Here is a 17,499-nt window from a genome sequence, read left to right as displayed (position 1 = left end):
GGGGGAGTCATGCGGCAGGAGTTGATCGCTAAGATTACGGTAGCCCTGAGCAGTCAACGGGCTGATGGTACGCCCCGACGTGCAGTCGGTACAGGCTATCCTATTCGGGATGGCTTGGTGCTGACGGCGCGGCATGTGGTATTTCCTGACAATGCGATGCAGGGAGCGCAATCACTGCTCAGTTGGTGCATGCAAGATAAGGGTGAGCCTTACCACACTGACGCGATGGGTGAAGTGGTGTATGAGAATGAGCAGTATGACCTTGCCTTGATTCGCTGCAAAACGCCGCTTCTTACGGAAGCCGTGCAATTTGCAGCGCAAATGCCGCGCTCACTTGAGGCTTGGGAAAGTCTGGGCTATCCGAATGGGGGCAAGGATGATGAGGGAGTGCGGAGCAAAACCTCAGCAGATGGTACAGTAAAGCCAGATCAAGGTGGTCATGTGCGGCATTTGGGGGTAGCAGACCATGTACCTCCTGAAATCTGGCAAGGAATGTCAGGTGCACCCGTATTTAAGCTGCATTCAAATACTCTGCTCGGGGTGTGGACGCATGGGAATAGGGGTTTTCCAGACCGCATCATGATGACTTCCTTGTCTTATGTGCTGAGTCATTGTGCAAAGTTTCGGGAACAAGTCGGGTGGGTGGAAAACAGTGATAGTTTTACGCCTGTTGTGCAATATCTGACTACGCATAGCTCAGTACGTCAGGCTTTGGTCAAACTTATCCAGCAACAAGACCCAAGCGTAGGTGATACGGCTTTGGTAGTGGTCAAGTATTTAGTGGCTTTGGATTTAGGTGCTTTATTTAAAACCTTGAAACAAGCACGCAAAAATACCCAAGACCCTTTACTCAGGTCTGGCCTTGCTCAACTAGCGAAGCTGTTATTACCGGGTGTGTATGATCGACCCTCTTTGGCAACGGTTGCAGAGGTTTGTGGTTTGGCGAAAATACCTTATGCCACCTCTGTATCTGCTGAAATGTTAATGGCGGGTGCGATTCAGCGTGACATGGTATTGGAGTTTTATCCGATTTCTAGCACCAATCCGCAGTTAGCCGCAGTACCGGGGTTTTATTGTTTAGGTTTACCGCCTGAGTCAGGCTCAGTCGCTTTACAAGCTACCCTCACTGATATGGAGGATGATCTATTTCGGCGGGTGGGTAGCCAAGGTATAGACAAAATTACCAGCGATATTGATCAATATCTGTATGACAATCTTGCTCAGAAAAGTCGTGCCAGTCGTGATCGTCCGCAAAAGCGAATCATGGTAAATAATGAGTTGAAGCGTTTGCTGGAGCGTGATCAGGCAGGCCAATATTATTGGATTTTGCAAGAAGGTGAGACGGGTTCATTATGGCCAAAAGTAGCCAGCTATTTTGCTGAAAACTATCCTTCTATTCGCTTGTTGTGTTTGGCGGATGATTTTGATAAGGAAGAGCGTGAGAAGGATTTATTCGCAGATTTGCCCGATATATTGAAAGATTAAGCCTAGGATACCTATGAACTTATTAGCCCAAGACCTCCGGCAACAAGAAATTATCGCTGATACTGGTGAGCGGGTGCAGCATGTGTTTGAACCGAAAGCTATCCAAGCCATTAATGCGGCCTTAGCCGTGCAGCGCCCTTTATTGTTATGGGGTGAGCCGGGTATTGGCAAAAGCCAATTAGCCAAAGCCGCCGCACAAGCCTTGGAGCGAGTGTTTATTCCTTTTGTGGCAGATGCTCACACCGAAGCCCATGATTTATTGTGGCGCTTTGATGCAATAGCCCGCTTGGCTGAAGCTCAAATTCAAACAGCGGTGGCGCATGATCGGGCCGCCCTTGCGATGAAAAATTTTATTATTCCCGGCCCTTTGTGGTGGGCTTTTAATTGGGGGAGTGCCTTGCAGGTGATTGCGCCCGATCGCTCTAATCATCTGGGGCAGATTTGCCAGCGCCACCCACCTCAAATCCATGCAGGGTGTGCGGTTGCAAACGGGGTGGTGGTGTTAATTGATGAGATTGATAAAGCCGATAGCAGTGTCCCGAATGGCTTATTGGAAGCCTTGGGGGCAAGGCGTTTCCAGCCACAGGGCTTTGAGCAGGTAGTCAGCTGTCAGGGCGTAGCTCCCTTAATTATGATTACCACGAATGAAGAGCAGCGCTTGCCAGATGCTTTTATGCGCCGCTGCTTATCGCTGCATTTATCCTTCCCTAAGGATGCTTCCCAAATGCAATTCTTATTGCAACGGGCGTTGCCTAATTTTAAAGCGCTGCATCAGGAGTCTTATCCGGCTTTGGGGGATAAGACGGTGCTAGAGGTGGCGGCTGAAATGCTGATACAAGATCGAGCCTATGCAAAAACTAAGAATTTGTATCCCTTACCGGGTTTGGCAGAGTATTTTGATCTATTGCGCGGTGTTGAGCGTTTGAGTGCAGCAACCGGGCAAAAGCCGCTTGATTTAATCCAGCAGTTGCAGCAGTTCACCTATCAAAAACACCCCGGTTTTCATGCCCAAGGGGTCTAAGGATGAAACGCAGCCAGCTTAGCCGTTTAGATTTACTGCAAGCTTTGGCCAGTGCGGATACTCAAAGCAGCTTGTACCTCGCTGAAGCCTTGGGGTTGGTTTGTGAGTTTACACCTGCGGTAGCTTCTGCAACTACCAGCGCAGAGGATACGGGTACAGCCAAGGGTTTGGTTAGCACAACTGAACTAGGGAATAGTACCGAACAGTCGACAGCCGTATTGCCACGCCCTTCATTCTACTTATTGCAGGCACGTGAGGCGTTTGAAACCCAATTAACGGCATCGAAGGAGCAAGCAGCCACTAGCTGGAGTGCTCAGCCTGAGCCTTCGTTACGAGTCCCCATGCATCATTTTTTGGGGCGGGTGCGTGATCTCTTGCCCCGCTTGAAACACGCCCTGTTGGCGGAGCAGTGTGGGCGACAACTGGATATAGAGGCGATGGTCGCAGCGGTGAGTCGGGGGCGTTATTTGACCCATCTGCCTCGGCAGGCACAACGCCGTTTCAATCAAACCGTACATTTTTTGACAGATCGAGCCATCCGCTTAACCCCCTATTGGCGTGACCATGATCTGTTGCAGCGCTTGCTATTGCAGGGGTTACCACAACATAAGGGTGACTATGCCGTTTTGCCCGAGGGCAGTACAGAACCTCGGCAACACACGCCAATGGGCTTGGCCGATTGGTCGATACCCGAGCCGGGTAGTGCTTTGGTGATCTTTAGTGATCTGGGTGCTTTAGAGCGGTATGGAGATGCGGCGGCTCAGGTGTGGTTGCAGATCGGCGAGCGCCTACACCGCCAACAATGCCATGCGCTGGTGGTGTTGCCTTGCCACCCCGATGATTGTGATCCACGCTTGCGGCAGTGGTTTAAGTGCGTGCCGTGGCAAATGAGTTCTTCGATTAGCCAGCAAGAGGCCGGCCCTGGGGCGCAACCGATAGAGCGTTTGTTGACCGTGTTAGCCCCAGCGATTCGGATAGAACCCAGCCTGCTACGCCAGATGCGCCTCAGCATGGCGCAGTTTGGGTCTGAGTGGCAATGGGACGCGCGTGTTGAGGCTGGTGTTTGGCAAGACCCCGCTTTGCCAGAGCGTCATAGTCGTGCGGCAAGTTGGAAGGTAGATAGTCGGCAAGACTATCTACAGAAATTTGCTCAGTTGGATGCTGGGCAACAAACCGCCGCGCTGGAGGTGATCAAAACTTGGCACACGGGTTTATCAGAGCAAATCTGGTTTGAGGAACTCACCAGCCTTGATGCCAAGGCGCGGCAGTTGCCGAGTTTGCAGGCAGATATTCAGGCTGCCAATGCTTATTATCAGCAGTTGAGCCAAAGCTGCGTAGCGCCGACCTGTTTGGATGAGCCACTACGTGAATGGTTGCAGCGTTCTTTAAAACGTCTGCCACCCACTGCTTTGGCGGATCAAGTGCTTGGCCAGTCCTTGCAGCAGTTGCAGTATCAAGTGTTTGAGGGGCAACGCTTGCAGGGCATCAACCCCCAACAGTTACCACGAAGTGATTTACCCGTTCAGCAGCTTGAGCTAGCTCAGCAGGGGCAGTGCTTATATTTACTGCCTTTTGAACCACTCTCAGCCCGCCCCCTAGGGTTTAGCCCCTTAGCTTGGCTGCGCTTGCGCCGCCCGTTTGTGCAGGTCTTGCTAGGGGCAGGGCAGGCGTTATCCTTGACCTTGGATAAGCCGCTGGCTTTGCCTAGTCGTGAAACCTTTGAGGTAATCAGCGATTGTGAACGTCTGTGCTTCACAAGCTGGCAACGCCCAGCATGGGCGGAAGCGCTAGGGCGGGACCAATATGGCTTGTTTATGGATCTGGTATTCCAAAACATCCCCCAACGCTTCCGCTATATCCCGCCTCAAACCTTTCTGATGGGGTCGCCAGTGGACGAAGAGGGGCGCAGTAGTGATGAAACCCAACACTCGGTCACCCTCACTCAAGGCTATTGGCTGGCCGATACCACCGTGACCCAAGCCTTATGGCAGGCGGTGATGGGTAAGAATCCCAGCCATTTTCAGGGCGAACAGTTACCTGTGGAGCAAGTCAGTTGGGAGGATGCTCACGCCTTTATTCAAGCTTTAAGCCAAGTTTTTCCAGACTTAACTATGCGTTTACCGACTGAAGCCGAATGGGCGTGTGCTTGCCGGGCAGGGACGACTACCGCCTTTGCTTTCGGTGGTAAGGCTGAGCTGAATCGGAAGCGAGTGAATTATTCAGGTGAATGGGATGCGTTTAATGCAAAGGGGCCAACCAAGCCTGTTAAAACTTATCCGCCGAATGCTTGGGGCTTGTATGAGATGCATGGTAATGTCTGGGAGTGGTGTGAAGATTGGTATGCTAGTCGCTACGGAGCAGAGCCACAGACAGACCCGCGCGGGGCTGACTCGGGTGAGGAGCGCGTGCTTCGTGGTGGCTCGTGGTTCAGCAACGGTAGGGGCTGTCGTTCTGCCGGCCGTTCTGGGCTCACGCCTGACGGCTGGGACGACGACTTTGGTTTCCGGTTTGCCCTAGGTCATCTGAGCTCAGGAGCAGGTCAGGAGCAGGCTGGCAGGCGCGTCACGGAGTAGCGCCAGCACGGGCAGGTGGACAGACTGCGGGGGAGGGCTTCGACTCCGCTCAGCCAGCGAATCGTTCCCTGAGCGCAGCCGAAGGGAACAAGGCTGATTTATTAAAGCCAAGTCTGGCTGAACGTATCGGTGAGGCGGTAAGCGGCTGGTTAGGACGGTGGGGGAGGAAAAAGTGAGGTATAAGTTTTTTCATGGGCTTGCTCAAATGGGTGTTGTAAGATGACCCCTCTCCACCCCCTCTCACCCCCCGAATTCCCTGCCCCGTGGGCTTCTGATTGGGGTGAAGATCGCTATGGCTTATGGATGGCCTTCAGCTATCAAAATGTACGCCAAGCCTTCCGTTGGATCGCCTCCGGTTCATTTTTGATGGGGTCACCCGCCGATGAGCCACAGCGTAACAATAATGAAACCCAGCATAAGGTAAGCCTCACCCAAGGTTTTTGGTTGGCCGATACCGCCTGTACCCAAGCCTTATGGCAGGCGGTGATGGATAGAAATCCGAGTCGTTTCAAAGGCGATGAGTTACCTGTGGAGTCTGTCAGTTGGGAGGATACCCAAACCTTTATTGAGCGTTTCAATGCCTTGCATCCGCTGTTGCAAGTCCGCCTGCCCACAGAGGCCGAATGGGAATATGCCTGCCGTGCGGGCACTCATACTCCCTTTGCGTTTGGGGGCAACATCACCCCTGAGCAAGTCAATTATGATGGCAATTATCCTTATCATAGGGGGAGTAAGGGGCAATACCGTGAAAAAACCGTTGCGGTTAAAAGCTTGCCACCAAATGCTTGGGGCTTGTATGAAATGCACGGCAATGTCTGGGAATGGTGCAGCGATTGCTATGCTAGTGACTACGGAGCAGAGCCGCAGACAGACCCGCGCGGGGCTGGCTCGGGTGAGCATCGCGTGCTTCGTGGTGGCTCGTGTTTCTACGGCGGTATGAGCTGTCGTTCTGCCAACCGTGCTGGGGACGCGCCTGACAGCAGGCGCTACAGCATTGGTTTCCGGTTTGCCCTAGGTCATCTGAGCTCAGGCACAGGGTAGGAGCAGGCTGGCAGCCTAAACGGGCAGGCGCGTTACGGAGTAGCGCCAGCACGGGCAGGTGGACAGATTGCGGGGGGGGGGAGTTAATCCTTCAAAACTCACAGTCTAAAAGAAAGCTATGCGATTAGGTCGGAAACCTGAAGGACAATTACATTCTGATAACTTCGTATTCGTTTATCATTGGTAATGAAAAAATCGCATTGGTTTTCATAAGCGGTTGCCATGTGTATAGCATCGGGGGTTCTCATCCCTGTTTCACCACCAAGCTTAGCGGCTTGATGAAAGGTGCTTGCATTTGCTCCAAGCAAAGTAAAATACTCAGACTCAAGTAACAGCCCCTTATAGTCTTCAATGAGCTCATGAAGCTGATCACGATAAGGCTTGATCAATACTTCGGTAACGGTAAATTCAGCGGTAAAGGCAGCGATCAAGTCTTGATCTAATAGGTCAAAAATCGGTTTTACGGCGGAATAAAAAATCTCATGCCCTTCTACAAAGTAAATAATGGGTTGGTGTCAAAGTAGACCCGTTTACTTTTGAGGTATTCCAGCATGGTTATTTATCCCAATTGTCACGCAGACCAGAAATGAAAGTGTCGGCTTCTTGAGCGCTTGCATAGCTGCGTTGTTTTCTGTTGATGCCTGCATAGCGAAAAATACTTTCTCTCTTTTTCTTTGATTGAGCAGAACGAATCATGACGCCATTGTTCGTAATGGAATATTCAAGGTAGGCATCGGGTTTTATTTGCAGGAAAGCAACCACCTCTTTAGGTAAAGTAATTTGATGTTTATCCTGTACTTGGATCATCGGCATGGCAGCCACCATAAAAATTTAGAAATTAAGGGACTTCTTACAGTCTAGGTTCTTCAATGAAAAAAGCAAATCAAAGTAGCTACGATTCTTGATCTTACAGTGTAGCCATGAAGACCTCCCAAACCTACAACCACCCCTTATGCTTAAACAACAAATACGGCGCTACCCCCGCCACGACCATCAAACTAATCGCCCACGGATAGCCGAGCATCCATTGTAATTCTGGCATGTGTGTAAAGTTCATCCCGTACATACTGGCTACTAAGGTTGGCGGTAAAAACACCACAGCCGCAATCGAGAAAATCTTAATAATCTTATTCTGCTTAATATTGATAAAGCCTTGAGTGGAACTCATTAAGAAGTTGATTTTGTCGAATAAAAACGTGGTATGTGACATCAAGCCTTCAATGTCATGCATGATTTCGCGCAGGGTTTCAGTCAGCTCGGCATTGCCCTTGAGATGACGCAATAGGAAAGAAATATCGCGTTGCGTATCCATCAGGCATAGGCGAATCTTGCCATTACTGTCTTCGAGTTGAGCCAGTTCGCTAATTGAATTTTCTAAATCAGAATCTTCCTCCTCGAGCACTGAATGGCTCACATCCTCAAGGGCGTGATGAATATCCTCCAAATAGTCCGCATGATTTTCGACTTTATGCTCAAACATCGTCACCAAGAGTTCAGCTGCATTGGTGCAATGAATCTGCCCACGGCGGGCGCGTAAACGGAATAAACGAAAATCAGCCAGCTTTTCCTCACGAATCGTGATCAAGCGATGGTCTTGCAGAATAAAAGCTACCGATACCGTACTATGGCGACCTTCTTCTTGATAAATAAATAAAGCATGCACATGAATCCCGGATTGATCCACAAAGCAGCGTGCCGAGTATTCAATTTCTTCGACATCATCGGATTCGGGCAAATCGGTGTGCAACAGTGATTCGAGCAATAAACGCTCATCATCATCTGGGTCGCACATATCAACCCATTGCACCTCAGAAAGCTGATCATGTAAGCGCTCAGGCTCTACATTAGTTTTGTGGAGTAGGCCCTGCTCAATTTTAAATAGGCGTAACATGTTTAGACCTCCTTAGCGCTTCGAGTCGCGGATAGGTAAATTTGCGCGCGAGTTTACCAGAAAGCTATTAGGGATGACCAAACTTAAGCTAAACAGCAAAACCAGCAAAACCTAGCCACAAGTAGCGTAAACGCCCACAACCTGCTACCTTATCGCCCTTAGTCTGGACTTCGGATCAAGCAATGCAGCCAAGAAAAATCCTCATCACTAGTGCACTACCCTATGCCAACGGTAAGATTCATTTAGGCCACATGGTAGAGCATATCCAAACGGATATTTGGGCGCGGTTTCAGCGCTTGCGGGGGCATGAATGCTATTTTGTGTGTGCAGATGATGCACATGGCACGCCGATTATGTTGCGTGCTCAAAAAGAGGGCATTGCACCGGAAGCCTTGATCGCTCGAGTCAAAGAAGAACATCAGCGCGATTTCGCAGGCTTTAATATTAGTTATGACAATTACTACACCACCCATTCTGAAGAAAATCGCTATTATGCTGAATACATTTATTTAGCAGCCCGCAAGAACGGACATATTGCCGAGCGGACGATTCGCCAAGCTTACGATGCCCAAGAGCAGATGTTCCTACCGGATCGCTTTATTAAAGGTGAATGCCCTAACTGTGGCTCGCCGGATCAATACGGCGATAATTGTGAGGTTTGCGGCGCTACTTATGCCCCGACTGATTTAAAAAATGCAGTTTCAGCCATTTCCGGTACTCGTCCTATTGAAAAAGAAACTAATCATTATTTTTTTAAATTAGGGGATTTTGCAGCGCACTTACGTGAGTTTTTACAAAGCGGGGCAGTCCAAAAAGAAATTGCCAATAAACAAATGGAGTGGTTTGAGTCTGAGCAAGGCCTAAGTGATTGGGATATTTCCCGCGATGCACCGTATTGGGGGTTTAAAATCCCTGATACCGACGAAAAATATTTCTATGTTTGGTTGGATGCACCGATTGGCTATTTAGCCAGCTTTCAAAATCTCGCTCAACGCAAAGGCTTAGATTTTAATGAGTATTGGCAGCCCGCTTCAGAGGCTGAAGTACATCATTTTATTGGCAAAGATATTGCCTATTTTCACACCTTATTCTGGCCGGCTTTATTAACAGCAGCAGGGTTTCGGACGCCGACTGCAGTGCATTGCCACGGTTTTTTAACCGTCGATGGTGCAAAAATGTCGAAATCACGCGGTACTTTTATTCAGGCAGAAAGCTATTTACGCCATTTGAATCCAGAATACTTGCGTTATTATTTTGCCAGTAAGTTGACGAATGGAGTGGATGATATTGATCTAAGCTTAGATGATTTTATCCAGCGCGTGAACAGTGATTTAGTCGGTAAGTTAGTGAATATTGCTTCGCGCTGTGCAGGCTTTATCACTAAACGTTTTGATAATTATTTAGCCGCTGACTTACCTAATCCGGGGTTATATCAAGAATTTGTAGCTGCAAGCGACAGCATTGCAGAGGCTTTTGAGGCGCGTCGCTATAGTCAAGCGATTCGAGAAATTATGGCCTTAGCTGATAAGGCCAATCAGTATGTGGATGAACAGAAACCTTGGGTGTTAGCCAAAGATGCAGCACGCTCAGCTGAAGTACAAGCGGTTTGTACCCAAGGGATTAATTTATTTCGTGCCATTATTACTTATCTAAAGCCGGTTGTTCCGCAGTTGGCGGCTGATTCAGAAGCCTTTTTGAATGCAGGTGAATTGACTTGGGGCAGTGTGCAAACTCCGTTGCTGGCCCATCCGATTAAACCGTTTAAAGCCTTATTAACTCGTATTGAACGCGAGGCGGTCTTGGCGATGGTTGAGGATAATAAACAAGCCTTAGATCAAGCCAGTGCAGAGGCTAGTGTTCAGAGTGCGGTGGCTAGCGAGCCTGAAACAACCACTCAGCCGAGTCAGTTAAGTGCTGACCCACTGAGTGCGGAAATTCAATATGAGGACTTTGCTAAGCTGGATTTACGAGTTGCAAAAATTGTTCAGGCGGTGGCGGTTGAGGGTGCAGATAAATTAGTCCAATTGACTTTGGATTTAGGGGGCGAGACTCGCAAGGTGTTTGCAGGGATTAAATCAGCCTATCAACCCGCTGAGTTAGAAGGGCGCTTGACAGTCATGGTGGCTAATCTTGCTCCTCGCAAAATGCGCTTTGGCGTCTCTGAGGGGATGGTGTTAGCCGCAGGTCCTGGAGGTAAAGATTTGTTTATCCTAACCCCGGATAGCGGTGCTGAACCCGGTATGCGTGTAAAATAAAACTTGCTTGACTATTCAAGGCTAGTTCAAGGCTAGTTCAAGGCTAGTTGAACTTAGGTTTAGTTAAATTTGTTAAATTTAATTCTATTCTATTTGACCTCTCCTCGCCGAGTGCTGAGGAGTATCCACTACAGAAGTTGAGATTTATCATGCTAGGAAGCTTGTTTAAACCGAAATGGCAACATAAAGACGCCAAAATCCGCTTACAAGCGCTAACCAGCTTAGCCCCTGACAGCAGCGAATTAATAAGCTTAGCCGAAAATGATCCAGACGATAGTGTGCGTCGGGCGGCGATTGAGCGCCTGAATCATTTGCCGTGCTTAATTAAATTGGGCAAAACCAGCACAGCTATGAGTCGTGAGGCGCAAGCACGGGTGCAAGCGCTGATTGAAACAGATCTAAGCCAAGATGCAGCTTTAGTGGAGGTGTTCGCTTGGTTTAAACCACAGGCTCATTTACTCAAGGCCTTAGCACAAAATCCGAAGCGGGATGTGAGTTTACGCAAATTAGCCCTCGCTGAAATTCGTGATCAGGCGGTCTTACTACAGATTGCTGAGCAAGCGGTTTCTAAAGATATTCAATTTCAAGCCGCCAGCCAAATCAGTGATTTGCAGACTTTGCAGCAACTTGAGCGTTCACAAGGTAAAACCAATAAGCGCTTACGGCAGTTGTTAAAGGAGCGGATGGATCAGGCGCAACAGCAACAACAGCGCCAGTCTAACTTAGAAAAACTGTGTGCTGATTTAGAGGCTTTAGGTCAACAAGGGCAATGGGCGCAGGATAAAACCCGCCAGCGTGTCTTAGCGCAAACTTGGAAGCAGCAAACTGATTTAGGCGAGATTCCACCTGCATTGCAGCAGCGTTTTCAGGCCGCTGAGCAGGATTTTGCGGCGCGTTTACAAGCCTATGAGGCTGAGCAAGCTGCCCAAGCACCACTTCAAACGAATTTTGAAGCTTATTTACACGAAGCGCGGCTGCTCCAAAACACCATCCAGCAGCATCCTGAGCAATTGACCTTAGAGACTATTGATCAGACTTTATTACAGCTACAAGAGCGCTGGGTGAGTGCTCAGCGTTTGCCGGAAAGTTTGCAAGCGTCTTTAGATCAGCGTTGGGTGGAACAGTTTGTCGCTTTAACGGATGCACGGGATGCAGTCGCTAGCGATTTGAACGCTTTGGCAGCTTTGCAAGCCTGCTGCCAGCAAGCTGAAACTTTGCGCACGAGTGAGCGCTTGCTTCAAGCGAAACGCTTGACGGATTTGCAAAGCCAATGGACTCAATTAAAGCGCCCCTTGCATTTGCGTGAAGTAGTGGCGAATTTAGAAAATCGTTTCCATCAAGCCCTCAGTAGTTTAACCGCTCGGTTAGACAAGCAAGTGGCGCAACGTGAGCAAGTATTACAGCAGTTGCAAGCTGATTTACAGCAAATGGAAGCGGATTTAGAAGCTGAAAAATATGGCGAAGCGATTGATCTTCACCAAAAACTGAGTCATGCCCTCAGTGAGGATCTGGATTTGCCAGCAGGTGAATTAGCGAAAATAAAACGACGTTTGCAAGCCGCGACACCGCTGGTGTTAGAGCTGAAAGATTGGCGGCGTTGGGGGACGGATCAAGCTCGCGAGCATTTAATTGAAACGGCTGAACGTTTAGAGCGTAATGAGCTAATGGATCCACAAGTGCGTGCCAAAGAAATTAAGGCCTTGCGTGAAGAGTGGCGTAAGTTAGGGCAAATGGATCCGGGGCGGCAACACAAACAATGGAAAACTTTTGATAGCAAAGTCACTGCCGCGTATGAGGTGAGTAAGCAGTATTTCGCGGAGCAAGCGACTCAACGGGAGGCACATTTGCATGACCGTGAAGCGATTTGTGCGGCCTTAGAGGCATTGCAGGCTGACACAGCTTGGGAGCAGGCGGATTGGTCTGGAGTACAAGCCGTAATCAATCAGCAGCGTCAAGCATGGAAGGCCTGCGGTACAGTCGGACATAAAGAATGGAAGCAAGTGAATCAGCGTTTTAACGCAGCAATGGATGCTTTGGACGCTGAGCTAGGTGCAGAGCGTACCCGTAACTGGGCCGCCCGAGAAGCTTTAGTCGAGCAGGCCAAGGCTTTATTGGCGCAAGAAGATTTGGCGGCTGCAACTGAGCAAGCCAAATTATTGCAAGCACAATGGAAAATTACCCTTGCTGCCCGCCCTAAAGAGGAGCAGGCCTTATGGAAGCAGTTTCGAGCACCGATTGATGAGCTATTTACACGCTTAAAAGCCAGTCGCCAAACCCAGCGCTCAGAAACCGAACAGCGGATTGAGCAAAAAGAGGCTTTATGTGCTGAAGTGGAGGCCATGCAGACGCTGAATGGTGAAGCGTTTACGCAAGCGACTAAGCAACTGGAGGGTTTGCGCCAACGCTTTAATGCCCTACGTGATTTACCTAAACCTATTTGGCAAAGCTTAGAAGAGCGCTTCCAGCGGGCTGAGAAAGCGCTGCAAACTAAACGTCTACAATTGCGTTGGCAAGCTAAATTAGCTGAACTTGATCAGTTAGCGACCGAATCTCTGCAACATAAATTAGATTTTGAGGATGTGGCGTTGGCAACGATGGCTCAGCATCAAACTGAAGGTGAAAACCTTTGCTTGCAATTAGAAATTTTAATGGATGTCGCTACACCAAACGCTTTTCGTCAAGCCCGTCTGCACTATCAAGTTGCACACATGTCTGAGTCGATGCGGGGCTTAAAAGAATCTGGGGATTTGCGCACCCAAGCTTTGCAATTATTGAAAGCTTGGTATCAATTAGGTGCGATGCCAGCAGAGGCTTTAACTGCACAGCAAGCTAGGATTGAAGCCGTGCGTCGTGCGGTGGCAGGCTAACTAGCCGCTAAGAGAGGCTAAGGCTAAGATTGACTTGCGGCTGTGCCGACGAAAAGCACAGCCAGCGCTCAATAGGGGTTTAAAAGCTTCAGCTGGGTCTAAATCATGGCGAAATAGGCGCGTAATTCTTCTTCGCTAATCACCTCTTGGTTTTGATTTTTAATCACTCCATCCAATTGATGATTTAAGCGTTCGGCTGTTTTGACAAAATCATGGATCGCCTCACGATTATTAATCGGGCTAGGTAAATTCAAAATCAAGGATAAACCCGGCGTACTGGTTTCCGCGACTTCATCCGGTACTAAAGTCCAAGGCTTAATCCCATTGGCGACATAAAATAAGCTTTGCTCGCCGGTTTCAGTGAGAATCATGCGGTGATAGACATTCATCTCGCCAAACTGTAAGCCTGCATTATCTAAGGCTGATAAAACCTCAGTGCCGGCAAATTCAGCCTGTTCAGCGGCAATAAACATAATGAGTTGTGAAGGGAGCTCAGCGGTCGTTTCTGGCTCAGGGTCAGGTGGTGTAGAGGGACCAGGCTTAGTTTCCCAGCCGTCAAGCATAGTGCGCGCATTTTCGTTGGGTAATTTACCGTCGCTAGCAGGTAGATCCGCTGCTATAGAGGAGATTTCACCACCATCTTCAGCAGTAATCTGATCAATTGAAGGTCGATTTTGCCTTTGTTGGGTAAAGTCTTGACCTGTCCGACGGCTAGCCCAGTAAATAAAGATTAAGGCCACCAACCCAATGATCATAATAATCAGGCTTACTATTTCCACAGTATCATCCTTCTAATTAACCTTCGATCCTTGAAGGGTTTGAGGTTTGTTTTACTCACTAACTAGCTCCAAAGCTTGCGCCATATCCACTGAAACTAAACGGGATACCCCCGCTTCTCGCATGGTAACACCGATCAGGTTTTCGGCAAGCTCCATAGTCGTTTTATTATGCGTGATGAAAATGAATTGTACCTGCTCAGACATCTGCTTGACCAGCTCACAAAAACGCCCGACATTGGCTTCATCTAAAGGTGCATCCACTTCATCCAAAATACAAAAGGGAGCGGGGTTTAAGGCAAAAATAGCAAAGACTAAAGCCACGGCTGTTAAGGCCTTTTCGCCCCCTGACATTAGCTGAATACTGGATAAGCGCTTGCCCGGAGGCCGTGCCATGATATTCACACCACTCTTGAGCAGATCCTGCTCGGTCATCGCTAGATAGCATTCACCCCCACCGAATAAGCGTGGAAACATCTCCTGCAACCGCTGATTGACTAAATCGAAAGTTTCCTTAAAGCGTGCTCGTGTTTCTCGGTCGATTGTGTGCATGGCGGTGGCTAAGGTTTCAAGCGCTAAGACTAAATCAGCATTTTGTTGATCTAAATAGGTTTTACGTTCACTTTGCTCACGATACTCTTCAATCGCCGCCAAATTAATAGCACCTAGCCGTTCAATGTTGGCACTGGTTTTCGCTAAGTCTTGGCGGATGGCTTCAAGATTAGGGTACTGAGCGAGTGTCTGAGTTAAGGCGGCGAGTTCAAAACCGGTCAGTGCGAATTGCTCTTGGAGATGTTGAGTTTGAACTTGCTGCGTTTGCCACGCGAGTTGAAGGGTTGCTAATTGCTCACGAGTGCGCTCTAAATGCGCTGTGCATTGCAGACGTTGTTGTTCTTGAGTGCGGATCTGTTGCTCAAGTTGTTGAGTCTGCTGGCGAGCTAGCTGTAGGGCTTGTTCAGCCTCTAAGCGCTGGGCTTTAGCGGTGGCTAAATGGGTGTGTAAAGCCATGAGCGATTCAGTTTGCTGGGCTAATTCAGTTAAAACTTGTGCTTGTTGTGCCTGTAAACGAGTCAAACGGATTTGTCCACGTTCTAATTGCTGTTGAATATGCTGCTGTTCAGTCTGGACTGTGTGGAGGGTTAGGGTAAGCTTTTGTTGCTGAGTGTTCAGGTGACGGGCTTGGCTACGTAAATTTTGTAGGCTCTGCTGTTGTTGATCTTTTTTAAGCCTGAGGTTGGTTTGCTCTGCTTGTAAGCTAAGGCTGGTCAGTTCAGCGCTTGCCTTGCGTTCAAGCGCACTGGCGAGGTCTAGAGTCTGTTGGGTTTGTTGCTCGGCTAATTCGTGTAGCTCAGTGTATAATTGCTGTTGGCGTTGTTGTTGTTGAGCCTGTTGCTGTTGGATTTGCTGTAATTGCTTGCTTAGAGCAAATTCTTGTTGTTGGAGTTGCTTAGACGCTAATTGTGCTTGGCCTTGGGTTTGTTCTAGATCCCGGTTCTGTAAATCCAAGGCTTGTTGCGCTGCTTCCATTTGAGCCAAGGCAAGCTGCAAGGGCTCGATTTGGGTTTGCAGGTTACGAAGGGTTTGTTGGCGTTCCAGAACATGGCCAGTGGCGGATTGACTGGGTGTTTGTAGCCAATGTTTGCCGACGCAGCTGCCATTGGGCGTAATATAAAACTCCGGCGGAGTTAATTGCTCGCGTTGGGCGAGTGCGGTGGCTAAATCAGGGCTGCAGAGTGCATGTTGGGCTAATGACTGTGCATGCTGTGGGGCAAGGATTTGATGGGCTAAGCTTGCAGGATTGAGTGCTAGGGGCTTAGCACTAGCTTCGCGGTTAGTTTCGATTAAAGCAAGACCCGTTTCGGGCAGATTTTCCAAAGTAATGTCTGCTAGTTGCTCAACACCAAGGGCAGTTAAATGCTTAGCCAATACCACCTCAACGGCGGGTTCCCACCCGCTAACTACCTGCAATTCAGTGGCTAAACGGGGATATTGGTCTAAAGCTTGGCTTTGCAACCAGCCTTGATAGGCAGGCTGGTCTTGCTTCAAGGCGGCTTGTTGTAGGGTGTTAGCAGCAGTTAATTGGCCTTGTAGGTTTGATAATTGCCTGCGTTGCTGCTCGATTTGTTGAGTGATCTGTTGCTGCTGTTGACGCTGCGTTTGCAGCTGAAGGTTGAGTGCTTCTAGTTGCTCTTGGTTAAACGTTTGCTTTGCGGTCGTCGTGGCTAATTCTAGCATTAAGCCTTGCTGCTGAGCGGTAAAATCATCCTGCTCTAAAGCAGCTAAGGCTTGTTGTAAACGATCACGGCGTGGTTGGCTGGCTTGAGTTTGCCGCTCTAATTGTTCAATGCGTGCGGTTTCGCTATGCAGTTGGCGCAGGGGTTGAGCCAAGGCTTGTTGCAATTGCTGCCATTGTTCTTGTAATGCTAGGGCAAGGTGCTCAGTGGCTAGTACAGAGGCCTCGGCTTGTGCGAGTTGCTCCTCGAGGGTCGCCGCTGCTGGCCGTAATTGTTCTAATTGAAGAATTTTGGTTTGTAATTGAGCTTGATCCTCAGTCTGTTGAGTTAAGCTTTCGGCTAGGCTTTGCTCTAAGCGAATGAGCTGCTCTTGGTGGCGCTGCTGAGTGGCTTGCTGATGTTGCAGGTTTTGTTCTAAGCGCCCTAGATTAGCACCTGCTGCATAGTAATGAGCTTGCGCAAGGTTTAAGGCCTCAGTGGCTTGGGAAAACTGTGTACGTAAGGCTTCAAGCTGTGCCGTGATTTGCTGAATTTCTGTGAGACTGGCTTGTTGTTCCTGTGTGGACTGCTTTAAGTCAGCCAATAATGGCTCAGCAGTTTGAGTTAATGCTTGTAATTGCGCGGCTAAATGCAAGGCATCTAAACGCTTTTGCTCTTCACGCAGCGCTCGAAAGCGCTCTGCAGTTTTGGCTTGTTTATCGAGCTTTTGTAGCTGTTTGGCTAATTCTTCACGTAAATCAGCCAGCCGCGCTAAATTGTCTCGGGTATGCGTGATTCGAGTTTCGGTTTCACGACGGCGTTCTTTATAACGTGAAATCCCTGCCGCCTCTTCTAAACTGGCTCTGAGTTCTTCAGGTTTGGCTTCAATCAGGCGGGCAATCATGCCTTGTTCGATAATGGCATAGCTGCGTGAGCCTAAACCCGTACCAAGAAATAAATCAGTAATATCACGGCGTCGGCAACGACTGCCATTTAAAAAGAATTTAGAGCTACCGTCACGACCGACTTGGCGTTTGATGGCGATTTCTGCATAGCTGGCGTAAGGTCCGGCTAATTGTGCGGCCGTATTATCAAACACTAATTCAACAGAAGCTAAACCGACGGGTTTACGTGCAGATGAACCATTAAAAATAACATCTTCCATCGCTTGCCCGCGCAAGTTTCTAGCCGAGCTTTCGCCCATTACCCAGCGCACGGCATCAATAGTATTAGATTTACCACAGCCGTTCGGTCCTAAAATACCTACCAAATTACTCGGTAAATTTAAGGTGACAGGATCAACAAAGCTTTTGAAGCCGGCTAGACGAATTTTACTTAGACGCACGGTTTTAGGGGGTTAGTTGGCTTGGGGCAACG

Annotated in this window: 11 protein-coding genes; 6 read left to right on the top strand and 5 right to left on the bottom strand. The window is 48.9% G+C overall.

From position 1 onward, the window contains the following. Positions 1 to 9 precede the first annotated feature (9 nt). From B5D50_RS16570 to B5D50_RS16555, 4 genes are all read left to right on the top strand, one after another. Entirely contained in the window at positions 10 to 1,485 is a 1,476-nt protein-coding gene (locus B5D50_RS16570; protein ID WP_078923769.1) for a S1 family peptidase, read from the top strand. A 13-nt stretch (positions 1,486 to 1,498) separates the two neighbouring features. Beyond that, positions 1,499 to 2,506, top strand: a complete 1,008-nt coding sequence (locus B5D50_RS16565; protein ID WP_078923768.1) for an AAA family ATPase — start codon at positions 1,499 to 1,501, stop codon at positions 2,504 to 2,506. 2 nt (positions 2,507 to 2,508) lie between these two features. Continuing rightward, the gene (locus B5D50_RS20535; protein WP_200807120.1) at positions 2,509 to 5,079 is read left to right on the top strand and encodes a formylglycine-generating enzyme family protein; all 2,571 of its coding nucleotides are present in this window, start codon (positions 2,509 to 2,511) and stop codon (positions 5,077 to 5,079) included. Positions 5,080 to 5,298: 219 nt separating this feature from the next. Then, positions 5,299 to 6,120, top strand: coding sequence for a formylglycine-generating enzyme family protein (locus B5D50_RS16555; RefSeq protein ID WP_078923767.1), 822 nt, complete (start codon positions 5,299 to 5,301; stop codon positions 6,118 to 6,120). A gap of 116 nt (positions 6,121 to 6,236) precedes the next feature. Here B5D50_RS16555 and B5D50_RS16550 read toward each other — a convergent pair whose 3' ends face one another. From B5D50_RS16550 to corA, 3 genes are all read right to left on the bottom strand, one after another. Beyond that, complete coding sequence (locus B5D50_RS16550; RefSeq protein WP_327193493.1) at positions 6,237 to 6,623, bottom strand: type II toxin-antitoxin system VapC family toxin; 387 nt, start codon at positions 6,621 to 6,623, stop codon at positions 6,237 to 6,239. A gap of 52 nt (positions 6,624 to 6,675) precedes the next feature. Continuing rightward, on the bottom strand, positions 6,676 to 6,933 hold the full coding sequence (locus B5D50_RS16545) for an AbrB/MazE/SpoVT family DNA-binding domain-containing protein (protein ID WP_143594400.1): 258 nt from the start codon (positions 6,931 to 6,933) through the stop codon (positions 6,676 to 6,678). A 124-nt stretch (positions 6,934 to 7,057) separates the two neighbouring features. Continuing rightward, positions 7,058 to 8,011, bottom strand: coding sequence for a magnesium/cobalt transporter CorA (corA, locus tag B5D50_RS16540; RefSeq protein ID WP_078923764.1), 954 nt, complete (start codon positions 8,009 to 8,011; stop codon positions 7,058 to 7,060). Positions 8,012 to 8,193: 182 nt separating this feature from the next. Here corA and metG point away from each other — a divergent pair, with 182 nt between their 5' ends. Both metG and B5D50_RS16530 read left to right on the top strand, forming a co-directional pair. Beyond that, entirely contained in the window at positions 8,194 to 10,266 is a 2,073-nt protein-coding gene (metG, locus tag B5D50_RS16535; RefSeq protein ID WP_078923763.1) for a methionine--tRNA ligase, read from the top strand. A gap of 149 nt (positions 10,267 to 10,415) precedes the next feature. Continuing rightward, a complete protein-coding gene (locus tag B5D50_RS16530) occupies positions 10,416 to 13,133 on the top strand; it encodes a DUF349 domain-containing protein (protein WP_078923762.1) in 2,718 nt (905 codons plus the stop codon). A 98-nt stretch (positions 13,134 to 13,231) separates the two neighbouring features. Here B5D50_RS16530 and B5D50_RS16525 read toward each other — a convergent pair whose 3' ends face one another. Further along, positions 13,232 to 13,912 (bottom strand): cell division protein ZipA C-terminal FtsZ-binding domain-containing protein, encoded by a 681-nt coding sequence (locus tag B5D50_RS16525; protein ID WP_143594399.1) that lies wholly within the window; start codon positions 13,910 to 13,912, stop codon positions 13,232 to 13,234. 51 nt (positions 13,913 to 13,963) lie between these two features. After that, positions 13,964 to 17,467: a chromosome segregation protein SMC gene (gene smc / locus B5D50_RS16520; protein ID WP_078923760.1), complete on the bottom strand. Its 3,504-nt coding sequence runs from the start codon at positions 17,465 to 17,467 to the stop codon at positions 13,964 to 13,966. Between the last annotated feature and the right edge of the window lie 32 nt (positions 17,468 to 17,499).

Source organism: Thiothrix eikelboomii, assembly GCF_900167255.1.
Taxonomy (GTDB): domain Bacteria; phylum Pseudomonadota; class Gammaproteobacteria; order Thiotrichales; family Thiotrichaceae; genus Thiolinea; species Thiolinea eikelboomii.
This window is presented reverse-complemented; position numbering and strand designations above follow the sequence as displayed.

Excerpts from the sequence above, each read along its gene's own strand:
- B5D50_RS16565 (WP_078923768.1), top strand. The coding sequence starts at position 1,499 with ATGAACTTATTAGCCCAAGACCTCCGGCAACAAGAAATTATCGCTGAT.
- B5D50_RS20535 (WP_200807120.1), top strand. The coding sequence starts at position 2,509 with ATGAAACGCAGCCAGCTTAGCCGTTTAGATTTACTGCAAGCTTTGGCC.
- B5D50_RS16555 (WP_078923767.1), top strand. The coding sequence starts at position 5,299 with ATGACCCCTCTCCACCCCCTCTCACCCCCCGAATTCCCTGCCCCGTGG.
- corA (WP_078923764.1), bottom strand. The coding sequence starts at position 8,011 with ATGTTACGCCTATTTAAAATTGAGCAGGGCCTACTCCACAAAACTAAT.
- metG (WP_078923763.1), top strand. The coding sequence starts at position 8,194 with ATGCAGCCAAGAAAAATCCTCATCACTAGTGCACTACCCTATGCCAAC.
- B5D50_RS16545 (WP_143594400.1), bottom strand. The coding sequence starts at position 6,933 with ATGCCGATGATCCAAGTACAGGATAAACATCAAATTACTTTACCTAAA.
- B5D50_RS16570 (WP_078923769.1), top strand. The coding sequence starts at position 10 with ATGCGGCAGGAGTTGATCGCTAAGATTACGGTAGCCCTGAGCAGTCAA.
- B5D50_RS16530 (WP_078923762.1), top strand. The coding sequence starts at position 10,416 with ATGCTAGGAAGCTTGTTTAAACCGAAATGGCAACATAAAGACGCCAAA.